21 protein-coding genes and 1 pseudogene are annotated in these 21,834 nt (G+C 63.4%); 9 read left to right on the top strand and 13 right to left on the bottom strand.

Translation table 11 applies throughout. From position 1 onward, the window contains the following. Nucleotides 1-2 precede the first annotated feature (2 nt). Nucleotides 3-429 (bottom strand): annotated as a pseudogene (locus CK218_RS00075) (VOC family protein). A gap of 66 nt (nucleotides 430-495) precedes the next feature. Between CK218_RS00075 and CK218_RS00080 the strand changes: the two are divergent. Beyond that, nucleotides 496-1,122, top strand: a complete 627-nt coding sequence (locus CK218_RS00080; protein WP_095826521.1) for a TetR/AcrR family transcriptional regulator — start codon at nucleotides 496-498, stop codon at nucleotides 1,120-1,122. Here CK218_RS00080 and CK218_RS00085 read toward each other — a convergent pair. After that, complete coding sequence (locus CK218_RS00085) at nucleotides 1,064-2,011, bottom strand: LysR family transcriptional regulator (RefSeq protein ID WP_066994956.1); 948 nt, start codon at nucleotides 2,009-2,011, stop codon at nucleotides 1,064-1,066. The genes CK218_RS00080 and CK218_RS00085 overlap by 59 nt on opposite strands. Before the next feature lie 110 nt (nucleotides 2,012-2,121). On the opposite strand from CK218_RS00085, the gene CK218_RS00090 reads away from it, so the two are divergent. Beyond that, nucleotides 2,122-2,766 (top strand): FMN-dependent NADH-azoreductase, encoded by a 645-nt coding sequence (locus CK218_RS00090; protein ID WP_095826522.1) that lies wholly within the window; start codon nucleotides 2,122-2,124, stop codon nucleotides 2,764-2,766. A gap of 348 nt (nucleotides 2,767-3,114) precedes the next feature. Continuing rightward, a complete protein-coding gene (locus CK218_RS00100) occupies nucleotides 3,115-4,047 on the top strand; it encodes a 3-keto-5-aminohexanoate cleavage protein (protein WP_095826523.1) in 933 nt (310 codons plus the stop codon). Between the two features lie 30 nt (nucleotides 4,048-4,077). On the opposite strand, the gene CK218_RS00105 is transcribed toward CK218_RS00100, so the two are convergent. The 7 genes from CK218_RS00105 to CK218_RS00135 all read right to left on the bottom strand — a co-directional run bounded on the left by CK218_RS00105 (nucleotide 4,078) and on the right by CK218_RS00135 (nucleotide 11,224). Further along, nucleotides 4,078-4,371, bottom strand: coding sequence for an HlyU family transcriptional regulator (locus CK218_RS00105; protein WP_067326794.1), 294 nt, complete (start codon nucleotides 4,369-4,371; stop codon nucleotides 4,078-4,080). Between the two features lie 201 nt (nucleotides 4,372-4,572). After that, entirely contained in the window at nucleotides 4,573-5,244 is a 672-nt protein-coding gene (locus CK218_RS00110; protein ID WP_066994618.1) for a PadR family transcriptional regulator, read from the bottom strand. A gap of 144 nt (nucleotides 5,245-5,388) precedes the next feature. Then, the gene (locus CK218_RS00115; RefSeq protein WP_066994954.1) at nucleotides 5,389-5,757 is read right to left on the bottom strand and encodes a DCC1-like thiol-disulfide oxidoreductase family protein; all 369 of its coding nucleotides are present in this window, start codon (nucleotides 5,755-5,757) and stop codon (nucleotides 5,389-5,391) included. 75 nt (nucleotides 5,758-5,832) lie between these two features. Further along, the gene (locus tag CK218_RS00120) at nucleotides 5,833-6,126 is read right to left on the bottom strand and encodes a GYD domain-containing protein (RefSeq protein WP_066994615.1); all 294 of its coding nucleotides are present in this window, start codon (nucleotides 6,124-6,126) and stop codon (nucleotides 5,833-5,835) included. A gap of 203 nt (nucleotides 6,127-6,329) precedes the next feature. Beyond that, a complete protein-coding gene (gene rpoD / locus CK218_RS00125; RefSeq protein WP_066994612.1) occupies nucleotides 6,330-8,360 on the bottom strand; it encodes an RNA polymerase sigma factor RpoD in 2,031 nt (676 codons plus the stop codon). Between the two features lie 410 nt (nucleotides 8,361-8,770). Next, nucleotides 8,771-10,723 (bottom strand): DNA primase, encoded by a 1,953-nt coding sequence (gene dnaG / locus CK218_RS00130; protein ID WP_095826524.1) that lies wholly within the window; start codon nucleotides 10,721-10,723, stop codon nucleotides 8,771-8,773. A 138-nt stretch (nucleotides 10,724-10,861) separates the two neighbouring features. Continuing rightward, complete coding sequence (locus CK218_RS00135; protein ID WP_066994606.1) at nucleotides 10,862-11,224, bottom strand: RcnB family protein; 363 nt, start codon at nucleotides 11,222-11,224, stop codon at nucleotides 10,862-10,864. A 362-nt stretch (nucleotides 11,225-11,586) separates the two neighbouring features. Here CK218_RS00135 and CK218_RS00140 point away from each other — a divergent pair, with 362 nt between their 5' ends. Together CK218_RS00140 and CK218_RS00145 are read left to right on the top strand one after the other, a co-directional pair. Next, nucleotides 11,587-13,251 carry a Na/Pi cotransporter family protein gene (locus tag CK218_RS00140; RefSeq protein ID WP_095826525.1) on the top strand — a complete coding sequence of 555 codons (1,665 nt, stop codon included), beginning with the start codon at nucleotides 11,587-11,589 and terminating at the stop codon, nucleotides 13,249-13,251. Between the two features lie 244 nt (nucleotides 13,252-13,495). Then, nucleotides 13,496-14,677 carry an MFS transporter gene (locus CK218_RS00145; protein ID WP_095826526.1) on the top strand — a complete coding sequence of 394 codons (1,182 nt, stop codon included), beginning with the start codon at nucleotides 13,496-13,498 and terminating at the stop codon, nucleotides 14,675-14,677. Between the two features lie 25 nt (nucleotides 14,678-14,702). Here the strand turns inward: CK218_RS00145 and CK218_RS00150 are convergent, their stop codons facing one another. Beyond that, nucleotides 14,703-16,079, bottom strand: a complete 1,377-nt coding sequence (locus CK218_RS00150; RefSeq protein ID WP_179294408.1) for a PLP-dependent aminotransferase family protein — start codon at nucleotides 16,077-16,079, stop codon at nucleotides 14,703-14,705. A 105-nt stretch (nucleotides 16,080-16,184) separates the two neighbouring features. Between CK218_RS00150 and CK218_RS00155 the strand changes: the two genes are divergently transcribed. Further along, nucleotides 16,185-16,574 (top strand): DUF983 domain-containing protein, encoded by a 390-nt coding sequence (locus CK218_RS00155; protein WP_245434825.1) that lies wholly within the window; start codon nucleotides 16,185-16,187, stop codon nucleotides 16,572-16,574. 27 nt (nucleotides 16,575-16,601) lie between these two features. Here the strand turns inward: CK218_RS00155 and CK218_RS00160 are convergent, their stop codons facing one another. Both CK218_RS00160 and CK218_RS00165 read right to left on the bottom strand, forming a co-directional pair. Further along, nucleotides 16,602-17,159, bottom strand: coding sequence for a GNAT family N-acetyltransferase (locus CK218_RS00160; protein ID WP_067326778.1), 558 nt, complete (start codon nucleotides 17,157-17,159; stop codon nucleotides 16,602-16,604). Nucleotides 17,160-17,210: 51 nt separating this feature from the next. Further along, nucleotides 17,211-17,921, bottom strand: coding sequence for a DNA helicase (locus CK218_RS00165; protein WP_095826528.1), 711 nt, complete (start codon nucleotides 17,919-17,921; stop codon nucleotides 17,211-17,213). Between the two features lie 294 nt (nucleotides 17,922-18,215). Here CK218_RS00165 and CK218_RS00170 point away from each other — a divergent pair, with 294 nt between their 5' ends. Beyond that, the gene (locus CK218_RS00170) at nucleotides 18,216-19,205 is read left to right on the top strand and encodes a hypothetical protein (RefSeq protein WP_095781339.1); all 990 of its coding nucleotides are present in this window, start codon (nucleotides 18,216-18,218) and stop codon (nucleotides 19,203-19,205) included. A 9-nt stretch (nucleotides 19,206-19,214) separates the two neighbouring features. Here CK218_RS00170 and CK218_RS00175 read toward each other — a convergent pair whose 3' ends face one another. Next, a complete protein-coding gene (locus tag CK218_RS00175; protein WP_095779703.1) occupies nucleotides 19,215-19,664 on the bottom strand; it encodes a GatB/YqeY domain-containing protein in 450 nt (149 codons plus the stop codon). Between the two features lie 271 nt (nucleotides 19,665-19,935). On the opposite strand from CK218_RS00175, the gene carA reads away from it, so the two are divergent. Both carA and CK218_RS00190 read left to right on the top strand, forming a co-directional pair. After that, the gene (gene carA, locus CK218_RS00180) at nucleotides 19,936-21,135 is read left to right on the top strand and encodes a glutamine-hydrolyzing carbamoyl-phosphate synthase small subunit (RefSeq protein WP_095826529.1); all 1,200 of its coding nucleotides are present in this window, start codon (nucleotides 19,936-19,938) and stop codon (nucleotides 21,133-21,135) included. A gap of 323 nt (nucleotides 21,136-21,458) precedes the next feature. After that, nucleotides 21,459-21,830, top strand: coding sequence for a helix-turn-helix domain-containing protein (locus CK218_RS00190; RefSeq protein ID WP_095826531.1), 372 nt, complete (start codon nucleotides 21,459-21,461; stop codon nucleotides 21,828-21,830). The last annotated feature ends 4 nt before the right edge of the window (nucleotides 21,831-21,834 follow it).

A 21,834-nucleotide genomic window follows, 5' to 3' on the forward strand; every position in this document is an offset into this window, starting at 1 on the left:
GCCTAGCTCCCGGCCGCGCCATTGGCGTATTGCGCCAGGAATTCTTCGCTCGGCGCAATAGGCTTGATCACGTCGATCAGTACGCCGTTGGGATCCTTGGTGATGAAATGGCGCTGGCCGAAGGGCTCGTCGCGCAAGCTGCGCAGGATCGGCAAGCCTGCGGCGACGATGCGCTCATAGACGGCGTCGGGATCGCGGACCTCGAAATTAATCAGCAGGCCGGACGTGCGTCCCCGACCCTCCTCAGGGATTGTCTCATGGTCCCCGCTGACGATGCCGAGATTGACGCGGCGATGCCTCGGACGACTGCAGATGGACGTACCAGTCGCTGTCGAACAGCACCTTGAAGCGGAAATGCTCGATGTAAAAGGCGGCCGTGGCGGACACGTCGCCGGTCATCAGCACCGGATAATAGCTGGTCGTCTTCATCTTTCTTTCTCCTGCCATCCGACATACAGTCTGTATGTAAATGCAAATAACATACAGGCTGTATGTATGCAACAAGAGTCTGGACGCCGCTCCAACCGCGACCGCACCGAGGCGACGCGCGCCGATCTGATCCGCGCGGCGCGCAAATTGTTCACGGAAAAATCCTATGCGGAGACGGGCACGCCGGAGATCGTGGCCGCCGCCGGCGTGACGCGTGGGGCGCTCTATCATCATTTTGCCGACAAGCAGGCGTTGTTCGCCGCGGTCGTCGATCAGGAGGCAGCGACCGTCGCAGCGGAGATCGACCGCGCCTCGCCCGCCTCGCTCTCGGCTCGCGATGCCTTGATCGCCGGCTCCGACGCCTATCTCGCGGCGATGCGCGCGCCCGGCCGCACGCGGCTTTTGCTCCTCGATGGACCGGCCGTGCTTGGCCGCGCGGCGATGGACGGGATCGACAACCGCCACGGCAACCGCTCGTTGCGCGAAGGCCTGGTCGCAGCCATGCGCGCGCGCTCGACGGTCAAGCTGCCGGCCGAGGCGCTGACCGCCCTGCTGGCCGCCGCCTTCGATCGTGCGGCTTTGGCCATCGAGGCCGGCGCATCGGTCGAGGATTATCGCGCCGTGCTGATCGCGCTCATGGACGGCTTGTCTCCGGCTCCTCCTCCGTCCAAACGCCCGGTTCCAGCTCGTTGAAGCAGCCGAGCTGCCGCTTGAACTCGTCGATGAGCCACGACGCCGCCGGCTTGGGGCTCCGGTCATTGCGGTGCATCGCGTACATCGGCGCACGCACCTCGCGATAAGGCTCGAGATCGAGCTCGACCAGCCGCCCGCTGGCGATGTCGTCGGCAATCAGCCAGCGCGGCAGCCCGCCCCAGCCGAGACCCTCACGCATCAGGGCGTGCTTGGTGCGCACATCGGTCAGCCGCCAGGTGCGATAGGCAAACACGCCATAGTCGCGGCCCCGCGTCCGCTCCGACTGGTCGGAGACGACAAGCTGGATGTGGTCGCGCAGATCTTCGATCGCAATTGGCTTCGGCAGTTTCGCCAGCGGGTGGTCGGGTGCGGCAGCCGGCACCAGCGAGATGAAGCCGATGCGCAGCAGATTGACGTCCGCATCGCCTTGCAGGCCGCCAAAGCCGAGGTCCGACTGGCCGTTGACGACCTGATCGACGATCAGGCCGAGCGAACCGATATAGAGGCGCAGCATCACCGCCGGGAACTGGGCCTCGAAAGCCTTGAGCACCCGCACGAGCGCCGGCGAAGGCAGCGCCACGTCGACCGACAGGCTCACTTCCGCCTCCAGCCCTTGTCTATAGCCGTCGGCGCGCGAGCGGATGCGCTGCAGCACACCGATCATGCGCCGCGCGTCCTCCAGCATGGCCTTTCCGACATCGGTCAGCTGCGGCTCGCGCAGGCCTTCGCGCTCGAACAGTTTCAGGCCCAGTTGCGCTTCCAGGTTGGCGATGCCGTAGCTCACCACCGACTGCGCCCTGTTTAGCTTGCGCCCCGCGGCCGAGAAGCTGCCGGTGTCGGCCACCGCCACCAGGATCTGCAATTGGTCGAGCGTCGGATTTGGCTGCATGATCAATCCACATTCTCGATGGATACTATGCAAATAATACCGGTTTTCCGGATAGAGCGGCAACCCCATATTGGACGGGAAAGTCAATCCAACCCAAAGGGGACACCGCCATGTCCATACTGCTTGTTACCTCCAGCCCGCGCGGCGCCGCCTCGCACTCGACCCGCGTCGCCACCGATCTTGCTCAGAAGCTGGTCGCCGCCGATCCGTCCAACACACTTGTCCTGCGCGATTTGGTTGCCGATCCGCTGCCGCATATCGATCCTGACTACGCCACCGGCATCTACACCCCGGCCGAGGCGCGCAGCCCGCGTCAGGCCGAGGTGGTCGGCGTGTCCGACGCAGTGCTCGACGAGCTGTTCGCGGCTGACACGATTATCCTCGCCACCGGTTTCATCAACTTCAACATTTCCTCGACGTTGAAGTCGTGGATCGACCACGTCGCACGCTCGGGCAGGACTTTTGCTTATGGTGAGAATGGCCCGAAGGGCCTGGTCGCCGGCAAGAAGGTCTATATCGTGCTTGCTTCGGGCGGCATCTATTCCGAGGGTGCCGCGGTGCAGATGGATCACGCCATCCCCTACCTGCGCGGCGTGCTTGCCTTCCTGGGCATGACGGACGTCGAAGTGATCCGCGTCGAAGGCGTCGGCATGGGCGCCGACGCGGTTACCGCCGCGCTTGCCAAGGCGACCGCCAAGGTGGATGCGATCGCTGCCGCGGCTGCTAACGCGGACGGGATCGCCGTGGCCGCGTAATCATTGCCCTGAGAATGAAGATACCCTGAGAATGAGAACGCGGGCGCCGATTGGCGCCTGCCTTTTTTGCATGTTCGTCAAGCCGTCCCGATCTGGAACGACTGTTTCTTCCCGCTGGTGCTGATCACCTTCGACAATTTGAGGAAACTGCCCCAGGGCCTGACGGTGTTCGTCGGATTCACGCCGACTAGCTGTTCACCGGGCTGACACTGGCGGCGCTGCCGAGTACCCTGTTCTATGTCGTGCTGTCGAAGCGGTTCATTGCCGGCATCACCCAAGCGATCGAACAGGACGCGGTCGAACAGGGCGCGGCCGAATAGCGAAGAGATCAGATCAGGGCATCAAAAAGTGGCAAGCCAGAACAAGATCATCATCACCTGCGCGGTCACAGGCTCGATCCACACGCCGTCAATGTCGCCGCACTTGCCGGTGACGGCCGAGGAGATCGCGACCGCCGCTATCGAGGCGGCCGAGGCGGGTGCCGCGATCGTCCACCTTCATGCCCGCAATCCGGTCGACGGACGCCCCGACCAGTCGACCGAGGCGTTCGCCCCTTTCCTGCAGGTCATCAAGCAGCGCTCCAACTGCGTCGTCAACATCACCACCGGTGGTGCGGCGACGATGAGCGTGGAGGAACGCGTCAGGCCCGCGAAAGTCTTCGCGCCCGAGGTCGCCTCGCTCAACATGGGCTCGATGAACTTCGCGCTGTTTCCGATGCTGGAGCGCTTCAAGACGTTCGAGCACGAGTGGGAGCGGCCCTATCTCGAATCCTCGCGCGACCGGATCTTCCGCAACACTTTCGGCGATATCGAGCACATATTGCGCACCTGCGCCGACAACGGCACGCGCTTCGAGATCGAGTGCTACGACATCGGCCATCTGTATACCCTGGCGCATTTCGTCGAGCGCGGGCTGGTGAAGGCACCGTTCTTCGTCCAGAGCGTGTTCGGCATCCTCGGCGGCATCGGCACGCATCCGGAGGACGTCGCCCATATGAAGCGCACGGCCGACCGGCTGTTCGGCAACGACTATCACTGGTCGGTGCTGGGCGCCGGCCGCCACCAACTGCCGATCGCCACGCAGGCGATCGCGCTGGGCGGCAATGTGCGGGTTGGCCTGGAGGACTCGTTATGGATCGGCAAGGGCAAGCTTGCCCGCTCGAGCGCCGAACAAGTAACGAAGGTCCGCCAGATCATCGAGGGCCTCGGCGCCTCGATCGCCACGCCCGACGAGGCGCGGCAGATCTTGCAACTGAAGGGCGGCGACAAAGTCGCGTTCTGATCCCGACAAAAACGGACCCCGCGGCAACGCCTATCCAAACATCCGCTCGCCCTGCTCGTCGACGAGTTGGATGCCCTTCTTGATCGAGATGTCGACCGCATCGTCCAGCCCGGCGAAACGGTCGGCGCGGATGAAGCGGTGCTCCTTCATCACGCCGTCCACTTCCTTGGAGACGACGCCGCAGGTCTGGTACTGGCCGTCCGCCTTGTAGGGCGTGGCGCTGATCAGGAATCCCTTGTGCTCGACCTGCTTTGCCGGCTTCGCGGCTCCGGTGTCCGTCGCCTCACCACCGCCGCCGCCGAAAAGACGTTTCAGAAAAGACATAGCGCATCCTCCAACGGCAAATCGTCCTGGCATCACATAGCGTGCCGCAGGACGATTTTCACTACAGCATGATCCCGAAAACGGTGCAGCGGTTTCGGGAAGAGCATGCTCACAAAGATAAACGGGATGACTTTTGGAAGTCATCCCGCTTTGACGATCGTTGGGCGAGCCAGCAATAGCTCCTTCAGTGCCCGGGGCGGCTCATCGACGTGAGAGGGCTTCGAGCGCTGCGGCGGCGTCTTCCAGAATGCTGATCGCCTCGGCCTGCTTGTCCTCCGGCGCATCGACAATATCGCTGAGTGCGGCGCGTAGGCGGTGGCGCAGTGCGCGGAACCGGTCGCGCTTTTCGTGACGGCCGCGCCGGCCGCCGTCCTCGCCCTCGTCGTTCCAGCCGAACCAGTCGCGAGCCTTGGCCATCTTGCGGCCGAACCGCTCGAGATGGTCGAGCACGTGATCGATCATCTCGCGATTTTGCTCGAGATGCGCCCTGCCCGCCTCGGTGATCGAGAACACCTTCTTGTTGCCTTCGCTTGACGAGACGGCATAGCCGGCCTCTTCGAGAAAGGTCAGCGTCGGATAGACCACGCCCGGGCTCGGGCTGTAGATGCCGCTGGTGCGTTCCTCCAGCGCCTTGATGATGTCGTAGCCGTGCCGCGGCGCCTCGGCCAGAAGCGACAGCGTGATCAGCTTGAGATCGCCGTCGGCCAGCATGCGGCCGGCGCGGAACATGTCGCCCGGACCGCCGCGGCCGCCGCCCCGCATGCCCTGCCCGAAGGGACCAAAGCCGCCGCCGCGACCGCCGAAACGACCGGCCATGTGCATGAACATGCGCTGACCGAAATGGTTGTACCCGAAGGGACTATGCTTGTGCATGGATCGCTCCTTGAGTTCTATCTTACGATATATCTTAAGTAGGCGGCGGCCGTTAAGTCAAGATATATCTTACGATGTATCTTCGTTGACGCCAAGCGAACCGCCAGGCGTCCGAAATGCGACGCCACGCGCTGCGAAAACCGGCTACCAGCGGCCTGTGCGGCGGTTCCAGGCGTAGAGAAGATCGGCCAAGCGATCATAGACAAAGCGCGTCAGCCGCAGCACGGCCGGATTGCCGAACAGGGTGGCCAGCCATCCCTCGCCAGGCGTGAGCCGCCAGACCGCGATCGCCACATCGGCACCGACCAGCAGCTTGCCCTCGGCATCGGTCGCATGCAGCCGACGGCGGACATCCTCGAGCGAGGCGCCGAAGGCTAAAAGCGCTTTCGGTTCGAGATTGATATCGCGGAATTCGACGCGGCCGGATTTGACCGCTTCAATCAGCCGCCGTTTCTGGCGGTTGATGCCGGCATCGCAGACCGGGCAGCGTGTATTGTACCAGACAGTCAGCAACGGTTCAGGCGCGCGCGACTATCGGCGACCGAGCGCGGCACCGCAACAGCATCGAGCCGGGCTGTTTCCGGCGTTCTACCCCAGCGAACTGATGATCTCGCGGTAGGCGAATTCCGGAAACGCCTTCATCGTCCGCGTCCTGACATTGCCGCCGGACGACAACATCAGCGCGAAACGGGCAAGCACGGCATCGTCCGGCGCTTCGACAATGGCGACCATGTCGCATTCGCCCATGGTCAGATAGAATGCCTTGAACGATCCGCCCATTTCACCGAGCAGCTTCTTGGCGGCATCGAGCCGCTTCGGCGACTCCCGCACGTTCTTGGCGCCCAATTCGGTCCAGTTGATAAGCACGATGTAGGTTGTCATGGCACACCTCCCACCGGGAGCCACGGAGCGCGACGCCTGGCAGTTGCGACCGGCGTCCGGGGCGGGCATCCGGCTTGTCGCCCACAAATGCATCCGACCCTGAAATTATCCTCCTGTTGAGCAAGCCCGGCAAGGCGTCATAACAAATGACAGGAAATGAAAAAGGACGCCGAGGCGCCCTTTTTCATATGTTGCGTTTCCGCTCAGCTGTCCAGGAAGCTTCTCAGCTTCCGCGAGCGGCTCGGGTGCTTGAGCTTGCGCAGCGCCTTGGCCTCGATCTGACGGATACGCTCGCGTGTCACCGAGAACTGCTGGCCGACCTCTTCCAGCGTGTGGTCGGTGTTCATGCCGATGCCGAAGCGCATGCGCAGAACACGCTCCTCGCGCGGGGTGAGCGAAGCCAGCACGCGCGTGGTCGTCTCGCGCAGATTGGCTTGGATCGCCGCGTCGATCGGCAGGATCGCCATCTTGTCCTCGATGAAGTCGCCGAGATGCGAATCCTCCTCGTCGCCGACCGGGGTTTCGAGCGAGATCGGCTCCTTGGCGATCTTCAGCACCTTGCGCACTTTTTCGAGCGGCATTGCGAGCTTCTCTGCCAGCTCTTCCGGCGTCGGCTCGCGGCCGATCTCATGCAGCATCTGGCGCGAGGTACGGACGATCTTGTTGATCGTCTCGATCATGTGCACCGGAATGCGGATGGTGCGCGCCTGATCGGCGATCGAGCGGGTGATCGCCTGCCGGATCCACCATGTCGCGTAGGTCGAGAACTTGTAGCCGCGGCGGTACTCGAATTTGTCGACCGCCTTCATCAGGCCGATATTGCCTTCCTGGATCAGGTCCAGGAACTGCAGGCCGCGATTGGTATACTTCTTGGCGATGGAGATGACGAGCCGAAGGTTCGCTTCCACCATTTCCTTCTTGGCGATCGCGGCCTCGCGCTCGCCCTTCTGCACCTGGTTGACGATCCTGCGGAATTCCAAGATCGAGATCGCCGTCTCGGTGGCGAGGTTCTGGATCTCGGCGCGCAGCTCCTTGATCGCGTCCTTCTCGTTCTTGGTGAACTCCTTCCAGCCGCGCGAGGTGAGATTCGCGATCGAGCGGGTCCAGTTCGGATCGAGCTCCGAGCCCTGATACTCCTTGAGGAACTCCTCGCGGCGCACGCCGTAGCTTTCGGCGAGCCGAAGCAGCTTGCCCTCGTTCTGCACCAGGCGCTTGTTGATGTCGTAGAGCTGCTCGACCAGCGCCTCGATGCGCGCGGTATTGAGCGACAGCGACTTCACCGCCTTGATGAGCTGCTCCTTGAGCTCCTTCAGCCGGCGATCCTGGCTGGGCGAAAGCGTGCCGGCAGCCGCCAGCCGGTTCTCGACCTGCTGGTCCTGCAGCTTGCGAAGCTTCTTGTAAGTATCGGCGATGACGTCGAGCGTCTCCATCACCTGCGGGCGCAATTCCGCTTCCATCGCGGCCAGCGACAGGCTTGCCTCGTCCTCGTCGTCTTCCTCTTCTTCCAGCCCGCGCGTGTCGCCGCCGACATTGGTGATGTCGTCTTCTTCCTCGCGCGCCGCCGAGCGGCCGCGCGGCTTCTCTTCGGCCTTGGGCGCTTCCTCGACGCGTTCGACGACCGGCGCCTGCTTGGCCTCGGGGCCGGCATAGGTCGCCTCGAGGTCGATGATCTCGCGCAGCAGGATCTTCGATTCGTTTAGCTCGTCGCGCCAGATGATGATCGCCTGGAAGGTGAGCGGGCTCTCGCATAGGCCCGCGATCATCGTCTCGCGGCCGGCCTCGATGCGCTTGGCGATCGCGATTTCGCCCTCGCGCGACAGGAGCTCGACCGAGCCCATCTCGCGCAGATACATGCGCACCGGATCGTCGGTGCGGTCGGTCGGCTCTTTCTTGGTGGTCGTGGTGGCAACGGCGGTGCCGGTCTGCTCGGCAAGCTCGTTAGCGTCTTCCTCGGAGTCGGCGCCCGCGTCGCCGCCTTCCGCCTCCTCGCCCTGCTCGTCGTCCTCGACGACGTTGATGCCCATGTCGGACAGCATGGCCATCGTGTCCTCGATCTGCTCGGATGTCACTTCCTCCGAGGGCAGCACCGAGTTCAGTTCGTCCATGGTCACATAGCCGCGCTTCTTGGCGGCCTTGATCATCTTCTTGACAGCATCATCGGAAAGGTCGAGCAGCGGGCCATCGGTGGCGCCTTCACGTTCGGTCTCGACCTCTTCCTTTTCCTTTGTCGCCATTCTTTGTCGTCTCCAAGCGGCCGTAATCGAAGCCGCGTAAACTGCCGGGCCGGTCAAACCGGATGCGCTCGCCCCAGAACGCTTCTTACCGGGCCAGTGACCGCATCATCTCTTTTGTTTGCTGCCTGTCGTTGCCCCAAAACCGGTTCCACTTTTGGGCGACATGCATTAAGTCCAGATTAACCCTGGTATCTGTGGCAGGCCTTTTGCCTGTCCAGTCGCCAGAACCTTACATCGCTCAAAATTTCCCACCGACGCCGGGCACGGTTAACGTTTCGAATCGTCCTGATTCCGCCAATCTGCCAGAAGGTCAAGCGCCTCTGGCATGATTCGCATGAAAAAAGCGAATCAATTGCCCGACTTAGAGGCGTCGAATCGACGCGCCTTGAGCATTTCCACTTCATCTGGGCCTAAGCGCGCCCAGCCCTGCCCGACGAAACGCCGAACCCTTCGATCAGCGCTTCCGTTGCCTGTACATCGTTGAATTGCGCTTGAATCTCGACGAGATGCCGGAAGTTTTCGTCCGACGGGTCTGCATCGAGCGCCGCCTGCGCCTGTTTCAGCTCCCTATGTAAGGTGCGCGCGCTGCGCTGCAAGTGCAGCGCTTGGTTGAAGGCGTCCCGGGCATCGTCAAGTCCCGCGGTTTCGAGCGCCGGCCACTGCCGCGCCCGCTTGATCAGCGCCACCGCGCGTCCCCAGATGTCGCCGCATCCGGCGCGCTCGATGGTGGCGATGACTGCGTCGCGGTCGTCGGCCGCGTCATGCGCCATCGCGTCGAGTATGGCGGCATGCAGCCGCCTGAGATCCGAATTGGCAAGATCGAGGAATTCGACATGCGCGAAATTCTCGTCGATCAGCGGCGGATGGTTGACCAGCGCCACGATGATCGTCGCCTCGCGTACCGACATGGCCTCGCCCGTGCGCTTGACCAGCGCCGAGCGGCCGAGGCTTTCGGTGATGGCGGTGCGCGCGCCGGCAGCGCTTCGGCCAAACGCCCCGCCGGGCGCCGAACCTCTGCCGCGCTCGCCTGGCCGCCCGTCCTGGCGTCCCCCGTGTAGGCCTTGCCGCGCGCCGCGCTGCGAGCCGAAGAAGCTCAGGACGCGCTCGCGCATCTCCTGCTGATAGTGGTAGCGCAGGCTTTCGTCGCGGATGCGGCCGGTAAGCTCGCGCAGCGTCTTCTCGAGCTCCGCCCGCCGCTCCGGCGTCTCGAACACGCCGCCGGCCGTCTCGCGCATCCACAGAAGATCGGCGAGCGGCCGCGCTTCCGAAAGCACCGCGCGGAACGCGTCCGGCCCATCCGCTTTGACCAGATCGTCGGGGTCCTTGCCTTCGGGCAGCAGCGCGAAGCGTGCCGAGCGCCCGGGCTGGATCGCCGGCAGGGCGAGGTCGGCGGCGCGCCAGGCGGCCTTCAGCCCGGCCTGGTCGCCGTCGAAGCAAAGCACCGGCTCGCCGGCCATGCGCCACAAAAGCTCGAGCTGGTTTTCGGTAAGCGCCGTGCCGAGAGGCGCCACGGCATTCTCGAAGCCGGCCTGTGCCAGCGCGATCACGTCCATATAGCCTTCGACGGCGATCACCGTGCCGCCCTTGGCCACCGCTTTGCGGGCGCGGGCGAAATTGTAGAGCACGTTGCCCTTGTGGAAGAGCTCGGTCTCCGGCGAGTTCATGTATTTCGCCAAAGCGTCCGGCGCCAGCGCCCGACCGCCGAAGGCGATGATCCTGCCGCGCGAATCCGGGATCGGGAACATGATGCGGTCGCGGAACCAGTCATAGGAGACCGGGATGTCGTCGCCATGCCGGACCAGTCCGCAGGCTTCGATATCGGCCTTCGGCACCCCCTTGGCGGCGAGGTATTCCTTGAGCGCGTTGCGGCTGTCCGGCGCATAGCCGAGCCGGAAGGACTGCTGCGTCGCCGGCGTCAGACCGCGGTCGCGCAGATAGGCGCGGGCCTTGGCGCCTTCCGGTCCCTGCAGGCGCTCCTGGAAGAAGACCGTCGCCATCTCCATGACGTCGGTCAGACTGGCGCGTTCCTTCTCGCGCTTTTCTTCTTGAGCGTCGCGCACCGGCATCGGCACGCCGGCCATCTCGGCGATCCTTTCGACCGCTTCGGGAAAGCTCATGCCGTCGAGCTCGGTCAGGAACTTGAAATGATCACCCGAGACCGAACAGCCGAAACAGTGATAGCGCCCCTTCTTGTCCTCGCAGTGGAACGACGGGCTCTTTTCGCCGTGAAACGGGCAGCACGCCCAATAATCGCCGCGCGATGCGTTGGACTTCTTCCTATCCCAGGAAACGCGTTGACCGATCACCGAAGAAATCGGCACGCGGTCGCGTATCTCGTCGAGGAAGGCGGGTGGAAAGCGCATCGGGAAAGGCTCGTTTACCCTCCATATAATCAAGCCGCTTGGGCGCGACGACTCGATAAGCCCGATCGTACCCGCTTTTCACAGACAAAAAGAAGGCGGCCGCGCGGCCGCCTTCCCGTCTTTCGGACCATTCCCCGCTCAGTGCGCGGCGATCGCGCCGAAGATGATACCGGAGACGATGCTGACCAAAAGGTAGTCGTTGCCGACGCGAATCCACTCCTGGCCGGGGCCGGGACGGCGCAGCCCATAACGGTGCCAGTCGCGAACCGCCTGATGGCGCTTCCAGCTGGAATACTTCTGCCCATTGCGCCAATGGCTGCGCTTCACCACGACCTTCTTCTTCACGACGCGCTTCTCGACATGCCGGCCCGGCTTCTGCCAGTCGACCTGTGTGTAGGTCGATTGCGTCTCGCTCGGCTGAACGAGCGGCGCCGCCTGGCCCGAAAAGGCCGAAGCGGTCAGCATCGCGGCGGTCACGGTGGAAAGTATGAGACGCTTCATGGTCAGTGCTCCTTGGTTGTCGATAGGCAGGGAGATATTCCGGCTGGCATGAACCGAAACTGAACACCCTGGTTACAATTCCGTAATGAATTCCGTTGGTTACGCAAGCAGCTTCACCAATTTACAGAAACCGGTTCAAGCCCAGGCTTCGCGTCGACGCGACATTTGCCGCCTGTCCGACCGCGATCTGCAACCAAAGCACCTTCTATCCATTTCCGACACAGGCCGTCGTGTGCCGAATGTCGGCCGAATCGGGTAAAATTTATTATCCGGCTAATGTAAACTGCTTTAGTCTCGACCTTCGAAATGCTTGCGATTCGCACCTTTTTCCGCTTCCTGGCCGCCTCGTTGCGAGGCTCGGCATGAGCGGATCCGTTGTCCTTCTGCACCTTGCCGGCGCAGTGGCGCTGATGCTGTTCGCCACCCGCATGGTAAAAACCGGTGTCGAGCGCGCCTATGGCGATGTGCTGCGTCACAGGCTGCGCGCCACCATGCGCAAGCCGCTGATGGCGGTGCTGGCCGGCTGTGGCCTCGCGATCGCGCTGCAGAGTTCAACCGCCGTCACGCTGCTGGTCGGCTCCTTCGCCGGCGCCGGCATCGTGTCGGGCGCCGCCGGGCAGCTTGCCGTGCGCGGCGCCGAGATCGGCTCGGCCTTGGTCGCGAAGCTTCTTACCTTTGATCTGTCGCTCGTGGTGCCGTTGTGCCTGGTCGCAGGAACCATCATGTTCATGGCCACCGAGCGCCGCGATTGGCGTCAGACCGGCCGCATCCTTGTCGGCATCGGCCTTCTGATCCTGTCGCTGGAGATGATCGGCCAAGCTTCCGAGCCGTTGCGCGACAGCCAGCTCATGCCGGTCATCATCGACTACTTCTCCGGCGATGCGATCAGCTCCTACCTGCTGGCGGCACTGATCACCTGGCTGTTCCAGTCGAGCATCGGGGCGGTCCTGCTCATGGCCACGCTCGCCGGCCGGGGTTTGATCACTCCGGAGCTCGGCGTCGTCCTGATCCTGGGCGTCAATCTCGGTTCCTCGATCATCGCGCCGATGCTCACCCGCTCGGCAGCGGCGGAAGTCCGCATCGTGCCGATCGGCAATCTTCTGATGCGCGGGCTTGGCTCGCTCGTGATGCTGATCCTGTTCATGATTTTCAGACCGCACTTCTCCTTCCTCGGCACGACGGCCTCCGGCCAGATCGTCAACGCCCATATCCTGTTCAACGTGATCATCCTGCTTGCCGGGCTGCCGCTCGCCGGCCTCGTCTATCGCGCTTCGCAGAAGATCGTGGCGCTCGGTACTAAGCCCGAACCGGCGGCAGCGCTCGACGTGGTCGAACTGTCGGCGCTGAACGAGAGCGCGCTCGACACGCCAAGCCAGGCCTTGGCCAACGCCACGCGCGAGGTGGTCCGGGTCTGCGAGACGGTCGAGATCATGCTGAAGCGGATCATCGAGCTCTATGAAAGCGCCGACGCCGGCAAGATCAAGGCGCTGGCCGCGCTCGACGACCGGGTCGACCAGAAGCACGCCGCGATCAAGCTCTATCTGGCCAAGGTCACCAAGAACCCCCTGAGCGAGGACGAGGCGCTGCGCTGCCAGGAACTGATCGGCGCCTGCGTTAAGCTGGAGCAGGTCGGCGACATCATCGTGCGCAACATGCTTGTGCATGTCAGGAAGAAGCTGGAGCGCGGGCTGGAATTCACGCCCGAGGGCTGGCGCGAGCTTTGTGCTTTCCATGCCTCGGTTCTGGCCAATGCGCGGCTTGCCTTCAACGTGCTGGTCTCGCGCGACCCGGAAACCGCCCGCCAGTTGGTGCTCGAGAAGGACCTGCTGCGCGAGCGCGAGAAAGAGACCAGCGCCAGCCACTTCGTGCGGCTGCGCGACGGGACCGCGAAAAGCGTCGAGACCAGTTCGATCCATCTCGACACCATCCGCGACCTCAAGCAGATCAATTCGCTGCTCGCCTCCATGGCCTACCCGGTGCTGGAGGAGCGCGGGCTGCTCGGCGGCTCGCGGCTGAAGGCGAGCTAGCATCGACCGACCGGCCGCACAAAATTAGCCTTTGCTGATCCTCGCCGTCGGCTAGGTGACGGTGAGATTGACAGACGGCTCGGACTGGGCGTCCTCACGGCACGAAGAGGGCCTTGTGCTCGTTTAGGCGGGACCACTGCCCAACCCGGTCAAGAAAACCTAAAGCGGCATCGACAATTTCTGCATTGCCCGCAGCGTCCATCCATGGTTTGAGGCCAGCTCATTCAGGATCGCTGTCCGCGCCATGCTGCCCCTCATTGCCCTGTTCATTGCCGCCTTCGCTTTCGGCACGACTGAGTTCGTCATCGCCGGCGTGCTGCCGGAGGTAGCGCAGGGTCTGGGTGTTTCCGTGCCCACCGCCGGCTATCTCGTCTCCGGCTATGCCTGCGGCATCGCCATTGGTGGTCCGCTCCTGGCGCTCGCAACCAGCAGGGTCTCGCGAAAGTCGCTGCTCATCGCCCTGACCATTGCCTTCACTCTTGGCCAGGCCGCATGCGCGCTGGCGCCCGATTTCACCTCGATGCTTCTCCTGCGCATTGCCACTGCAGTGGCGCATGGCTGCTATTTCGGCGTCGCCATGGTGGTCGCGGTCGGCCTGGTGCGCGAGGACCAGCGCGGCCGGGCGGTCGCGGTCATCCTCTCTGGATTGACCGTCTCCAATGTTATCGGCGTTCCGGCCGGCACCGCGATCGGCGGTCTCTGGGGCTGGCGGGCGACCTTCTGGGTGATGTGCGCGCTGGGCGTCATCGCGATCGTTGCCATGCTTGCGCTGCTGCCCCGCACGGCAGGCGCCGCCAACCGACCCGCCGGCCTCGCGCGCGAGGTGCGCGTGTTGGGGCGTCAGCAGGTCTGGACCTCGCTCATCCTGATGGTGATGTTGATGATCGGCCAGTTCGGCCTCTTCACCTACATCACGCCGACGCTGCTCGAAGTCACCGGCCTCCACGAAAGCCTGATCCCGTTTGTGCTGCTGCTCAACGGCGTCGGCGCGACGATCGGCGTTCTCTTGGGCGGCAAGCTTGCCGACTGGAAGCTGATGCCGTCGCTGATCGCCATGCTTTTCCTGCAGGCGGTAATGCTTGGCGTCATCTATGCGGTCAGTCCCTACCCGGTGCCGATGATCGTCGCGATCGTCATATGGGGCGGCCTCAACTTCGCCATCGGCGCGCCGATCCAGACCCGGATCCTGGCCTGGACGGCAGATGCGTCGAACCTTGCCTCGTCGTTGATTCCCTCGGGCTTCAATGTCGGCATCGCGCTCGCCGCCTCGCTGGGCGCTGCGATGCTCAATGCCGGTCTTGGCTATCGCAGCCTGCCGGTCGCCGGCGCGTTTGCCATGCTGGTGGCCCTGGCGGTCGCGCTTGCCTCGCAGGCTTGGGAATCGCGCACCCGAGCGACGCCGCCGTTGCCGGCTGCGGCGGAATAGAGCCTCGGCGTGGCGCTCTGCCGCCTCAGACGTGAGGACGCAAGGAGCCAGAGCCGCCCGACAGGATCGACCCCAAACTGTGAAGCCCCTCCTCCAGCCTTTCGTGGCTGGATGCGGCACCCAACGCCAGCCGCAAGCCATCAGCGGCACTGGGCACGACGGAGAACTCTTCCGCCGGGCTGAGGGCCAATCCGCGACGGCGTGCGATCTCGGCGATATCCGATGAACACAATCGCGCATCCAGCGGATACCAAAGATGCAGGCTTGATTCCGTCGAGGCGAAACCGGCCGGCAGGATCTTGCGCGCGATCGTCTGCCTGGCCTCTGCTTCGGCACGCACCGCGGCGGTGATCTCGCCGGCCAGGCCGCTTCGCACCCACTCGCAGGCGAGCCCCGTCATCAGTGGCGGCGCCATCATGGTGGTGCCCCGGATTGTCGCCGCGATCCGCTCGACGGATTTCGCGTCAGGCGCCGCCAGGAACGCCGTGCGCAGAAATGGCGAGATGCATTTCGCCAATGTAGCCACATGGAATGTCCGCTCCGGCGCCAGGCTGAGGAAGGCTGGCGGTGAAGTGGTCTGCAGTGGACTGTAGGGATCGTCCTCGACGATCACCAGGCCAAGCCTGCCCGCCATCCGAACCAGGTCCCGGCGCCGGCCCGCCGGCATGGTGAGCGTGGTCGGATTGTGAAGTGTCGCGTTGAGATAGAGAACGCGGGCGCCGTATCGTCGCGCCGCTTCCTCCAGATAGTCGGGGCGCATGCCGTCATCGTCGCGGCCCGCCCCAGCCAGCTTTCGCCCCGTGGCCTGCGCCAGCTCGATCAGGCCGGGATAGGTCAGCGCGTCCGTGAGGATCGTATCGCCCTCGCGGGTTTGCGACAGAAGGACGGCGGCGAGCAGCGCCTGCGCCCCCGAACCAACAGCAACGCGCTCGACAGGCAACCTGTCGCCGGCTGTGGCAAGCCAAAACGAGCCAGCGGCGCGTTCGGCGGGAGAACCCGGGCCGGGATGGTAGGAAAGCAGTGCTTCGGCGCTGGAACGTTTGAGCAGTCCCTCGATGCCACTCCGGATCAATGCCGGCAGGCTGAGGCCCGAAGGCGCCGGCGGAATGTTCATGCTCAGATCGAGGATCGGCTCTTCCGGCTCGCCGGGGGTGACGAAGGTGCCGCGACCGGTCGTTGCATCGATCAGGTTCCTGCGGCGGGCTTCGGTGAACGCCCGGGTGACCGTGGTCAGATCCACGCCAAGGAAGCGGGCAAGCTCTCGCTGCGGCGGCAGCCTGTCCCCCGGTTGCAGCCGCCCGATCGAGCGGGCAGCCGCAAGCGCCTCGACGATCTTGAGATAGAGCGGTCGTGAGTCTTCTGCCAAGGGAGAAAGCCAGCTGAGGTCCCCTTCACTGTTCATGCCACCGGTATCCATACATTTTGTCGCATTGTATGCATACAAAAATCATATTAGTATCTATGCGTGACCTCAAGGCCGATCGAATGCATGCGAGGTCCTGGAGTGATGACCATGCACGACGCGCACTATCCCCACCTCGAACCCTGGCGGATCGGCATCCGCGGGCGATGCCCGCGTTGCGGAGAGGGCCGGCTGTTCGACGGATTTCTGAAGCTGGCGCCGAAATGCGAAGTCTGCGGGCTCAACTATTCTTTTGCCGATCCGGCCGACGGACCCGCCTTCTTCGTCATCTGCTTTGCCTGCGTGCCCTCCGTCCTGTTCGCCGTCTGGGCGCAGGTGACGTTCGAGCCATCCATGTGGTTCCACGCCTTCGTTTCGGTGCCGATCATCCTTGCGACCTGCATTCCGCCGCTCAGGCCGCTGAAAGGCTGGCTTGTCGCGAGCCAGTTCTACTACAAGGCCGCAGAAGGAAGACTGGCCAGGCCCGGCGAATAAGGTTCTCAAGTTCGCTTGCCTTGAGACCTAAAGGTCGATCCGGTACTTGAGGCTCTCCGCGCCACCATAGGCGGCGACTTTGGCGAACCGCCCGACGAGAATGCCGCCATTGGCGAGCACCACCTTCTGGGATGCAAGATTGTCGAGATCGGTGGTGATCTCGACATAGTCGAGACCGACCGCCCTTGCCTCGTGAAGCATCAGCCGCAGCGCTTCGGTGGCATAGCCGCGCCCCTTCTTCCATGGCATCACGGCATAGCCGATGTGGCCGAGCACGTGCGGCGGCAGCGCCGACGTGCCCTTCTGCCAGCGAAGCCCGATCGAGCCGGCGGCCTCGCCGTCCCAGATCCAGCGCCGGAAGCCCGGCAGGCGTGGCACCATTGTGCCGTCCGGCAGCGCGATCGGCGGCCCCTTGGCTTCGGGATCGTCAAGGCCGGCAAGGAATGCCGCCGGATCCTGTTCGATCGCCTCAAGCTGCTCGCGCGTAGCCTCCAGCAGCCGCACATTGTCCGGCGACCAGCCGCGCTCCAGCGCCGCCTTGTAGGACGGCAGATGCTCGAGCGCTGGTTTGACGATTTCGACCATGAGCCGTGTCCTTTGCGAGATCGGCAGGCATAGCCCCGGTCAGGATCGCCCTCAAGCTGACTGAAAGCGGATTTCGCCCTTGTTGAGGAAGCACATCTTGTCGAAGAGCGATAAATCGAGTGGGTTCGGTAGCCGGACATCGTCAAGGTCGGGAAAAGGCTTCCTGGACGCATCGTATGACCGGTCGACCTGGGAGATGAACACCAGCACCAGCCCGCGTTCCCGGGCAAACGATCTCAAGGCGCGTATCTGGACCATGAGCTCGGGATCCTCGCGCTTTTGGTCGAGCAGTTGCAGATAGTCGATCACCGCCAGCGTGCCGCACGGCGCCGACCCCAACGCCTCGATGATGTAGGTGGCGCTGATGGCGTCGGAATTGTCGAACTCGAACAGATGGTCGAAAACGGCAGGGTCGACGCCGATGTCGCGGAACCGGTCGAGGATATCGGCATGCATGTATTCCAGGGTGAAGAATACGGCGCGACTGCCCTGCTTCATGGCCGCCACGGCGAGTTCGAGGCTCATCAGCGTCTTGCCCTGACCCGGCCGGGCCGCCACGAGGACCATGTCGCCGGGTATCAGTTGCGCCAGCAGCCTCCCGGCGGGTGCGGCCTCGGCGGCTTTCGCCGCAAGCAGGCTCCAGCTGCCAAAGCCTTCCTTGAAGGCCATGCGGTCAAGCGCCTCATGAAGGGGAACATTTTCCTTGCGCGACAGCAACCTCGCCTGGCGCTTCAGATGATAGACGGGTGCGGAAAGCCGCATCAAAAAACCTCCTATTGCGAGCAGTCTTCGCAATCCCTCCTTATGCCGATGCTCGAACAGTCGGTTTAGCGATCGAATGCCCTGCATGAACAATGCTTTCCCAACGGAGGGAGGAGGCGTGGGCGCGCCGGAATCAGATAGTAGCCAACTTCTTGCCTGTCGAAAATCGCAGATGCGCCAGCTTCGGCAGATCGCACTAGACACAAGAAGTGTTTCGCCCATCGGCGCTATGCTCTTATGATTGGCGCAGGTGATTCACCACAAGCGATACCAGTTCGAGGGGGGATTAATCCGGTGCGGTTGATATCTGTTCCGCTTGGTGCCGCCGTCCTCTTCGTCCTCGCCGCTCTGACGGCATCGGTCGGCTCGTTCGCGGCGTTGCGCCCATCGAACATTCCGGACTGGCTGCAGCGCCATGTCGGCGACAACGAAGGTCAGATCTCGCAGGTCGTGCTGGAGCGGGCGCGCGCCCTCTACCAGAAGAAGGTCAGTGAAGGTTCGGTCAGCAACCCCTGCTACTTCGCCATGGATGCAACGCGGCCCGGCGACCTGGGCAACAGTGTGCTTGGCCAACGCTACTATATCATCTGCGAGGCCAAGCAGCTCTTTCGAGCGGTTTCTTCGGGCCATGGCGGCGGCCGCAATCTCAAAGGCGTTGCCGATTTCTCCAATGGCAGGCGTTGCGCGAAAAACTTCGGCAACGCGATGGATTCGGAGCTGACGGCAGGCGGAGCCTACATGACCGCCGAGACCAAGACGTCCTTCAAGGGCTATTATCGCGTCGGTGCGCAGAACGCGGTGTTCATGCGTACCTTCATCCAGTTCGATGGCGAAGGCGAAGCGGCGAACGCCAGGCAGCGCGTGATCGGCGGCCATCCGGCAGCCTTGCTCAGGGGCATGTGCCTGCGCAAAGATCCGAACAGCTCCTACGCCGACCATGACGGCTTCGTCCCGTTCGGCAAGCTGGTGAATTATGCCGGCGGCCGCAGCAATGGCTGCACCAGCTGGTCGCCGGCCGATGCCGAGCAGATCATCCCGTTGGTGAAGAACAACCCGACCACGCTCTACATCTATCCTGAATCGCGCGACATCGCCGCTGTGGCGCGCGCAAAGGCCGCCGGCCAAGCGCTGTCGGCTGCGGGCGTCTATTGGAACGCATCCTGCCTGAAGGAAATCGGCTCTCCGAAGTTCTGGCCGAAGAAGACCCTCGAGCCGATAATCGCGCTGTACAAGAAAGACCATCCGGCACCGCCGCCGCAGCCGGTGCCGATCTGCAAGAACTGAGCCGGTCTTCTACTGGAGCAGCCCCTTGATGATGGCGCTCGCCTTGGCGAAATCCATCTGGCCGGCATATTTCTGCTTCAGCGCGCCGATCACCTTGCCCATGTCCTTCTGGCTGGCGGCACCCGTCGCCGCGATCGCCTCGCGCGCCGCCGCCGTGATCGCCACATCGTCGAGCTGTGCCGGCAGGAACTCGCGGATGATCTCCATCTCGCCGCGCTCCTGCGCCGCCAGTTCCGGCCGCTTGCCGTCCTCGAAGGCTTTGGCCGATTCCTCGCGCTGCTTCACCATCTTGGAAAGGATCTGCAGGATCTCTTCCTCGCTCGCCGCCGGCTTGCCCGCGCCGCGATTGGCGATGTCGCGGTCGTGGATGGCGGCCTGGATCAGCCTGAGCGTCGGCAGCCGATGCTTGTCCTGCGCCTTCATCGCGCTCTTCATGGATTCGGCGATTTTCTCGCGCATGATGCTTCTCCTTCGATCGCGGCGGACAATAGCTTCGCCGGATGCTCAAGGCAAATCCAGGCAAACCGTTGATTTTGCTCGGCTAAACAAATCGATTCCGCTCGGAGGAAGCGTCATTGACCGCTTTGGAGCTATCCCCTATGTACTGAGCCTCGCATGAACTGAAACTTTGGTTGCGCGCAGGCTCGCGAATTCGCCGCCGCGCGTCGTTTGCTGCGCGGATCGTCCCCTGCAACGGGATGATCCGGAAGCCGCCTCTAGGAGTGCCGCCATGGCCACGACCGCCCCTTGGGCCACTGAAAAGCCGACCGCCCTTCTGGTGCTCGCCGACGGCACGGTGATCGAAGGCCGCGGCCTCGGCGCCACCGGATCGGCGGTCGCCGAAGTCTGCTTCAACACCGCCCTGACCGGGTACGAGGAGATCCTTACCGACCCCTCCTATGCCGGCCAGATAGTCACCTTCACCTTCCCGCATATCGGCAATGTCGGCACCAACAGCGAGGATATCGAGGATTTGCATCCGGCTGCCCGCGCGGGCGCCGTCGGCGCGATCTTCAAGGCCAATGTCACCGACCCCTCCAATTACCGGGCAGCCGGGCATCTCGATCAATGGCTGAAGAGGCGCGGCATCGTCGCGCTTTCGGGGATCGACACTCGCGCTCTCACCGTGCTGATCCGCGAGAAAGGCATGCCCAATGCCGTCATCGCCCATGCACCGGATGGCGTTTTCGACCTCGACGACCTGAAGCGGCGCGCCGCCGCCTGGTCGGGTCTTATCGGGCTGGACCTCGCCAAGGAGGTCACCTCGGGTCAATCCTCGGTCTGGCGCGAGACGCCCTGGGCCTGGAACAAAGGCTTCGGCGAGCAGGACGAGCCGTCGCTGCATGTCGTGGCCATCGACTATGGCGTCAAGCGAAACATCCTGCGCCTGCTCGCGGGCCTCGGCGCCAAGGTCACCGTCGTGCCGGCCAAGACCGGCGCGGAAGAGATCCTAGCCATACAGCCGGACGGCATCTTCCTGTCCAATGGCCCCGGCGATCCGGAAGCGACGGGCGAATATGCCGTGCCGGTCATCCAGAACCTGCTGAAAACCGATCTCCCGGTGTTCGGCATCTGTCTCGGCCACCAGATGCTGGCGCTGGCGCTCGGCGGCAAGACCGAGAAGATGCATCAGGGCCATCACGGCGCCAACCATCCGGTCAAGGACCACACAACCGGCAAGGTCGAGATCGTCTCGATGAACCATGGCTTCGCCGTCGACGCGGACTCGCTGCCCGAAGGCGTCGAGGAAACCCACGTCTCGCTGTTTGACGGCTCGAATTGCGGCATCGCGCTGACTGGCCGGCCGGTGTTCTCGGTCCAGCACCATCCCGAGGCCTCACCCGGCCCGCAGGATTCGCACTATCTCTTCCGCCGCTTCGTCAATCTCATTCGCGAGCGGCGCGGCGAGCCGGCGCTGGCAGAACGTTGACACGCGCTGTGTGTTAGCTATAATATCGCCGAAATAAAAATAAGAGTGGCGATATCCGGTGAAGACTATCATCCTCTCGGCGGCCGCGGCTCGTGATCTCGACAATCTACCCGCTGACGTTCGGAACCAAGTATCCGAGGGCTTGGTAGATTACGCGATAAGCGGTCGAGGAGATGTAAAGCGCTTGGCTGGCAGAGATGGCTACAGGCTGCGGATCGGTCGCTACCGAGTTATATTCGACGAGGATCGCGCTACTATCCTAGCTATCTACATAGGAAAACGCACGACAACAACCTACAGCAGGTCATAACGGGACAAGTGTCATGAATGCCCCGCAAATCATCAAAACCTCAACCGGCGAGGAATTGGTCGTGATCCCCAAGGCGGACTACGAGGCGTTGCTGCATGCTCTCGAAGATGCTGCGGATGTCGCCATCTATGACGAGCGAAAAGCCGACCTCAAAACCGAAAGGACGCTACCGGCGGACGTGACCATGGATGTCTTGCGCGGCTCCAGTCGACTAAAGGCGCTGCGCAACTGGCGAAAGCTCACCCAAGCCGAACTGGCTGCGGCGATCGGTGTCAGCCAGGGTTTCCTATCGGACCTCGAATCCAATCGCCGTAAGCCGTCTGAGCAGACCAGCGCAATGCTGGCGAAGGCGCTCGATATCCCCGGAGAATGGATCGAGCCTTAGTCGT

It is taken from the genome of Mesorhizobium sp. WSM3879, from assembly GCF_002294915.1.
GTDB lineage: Bacteria > Pseudomonadota > Alphaproteobacteria > Rhizobiales > Rhizobiaceae > Mesorhizobium.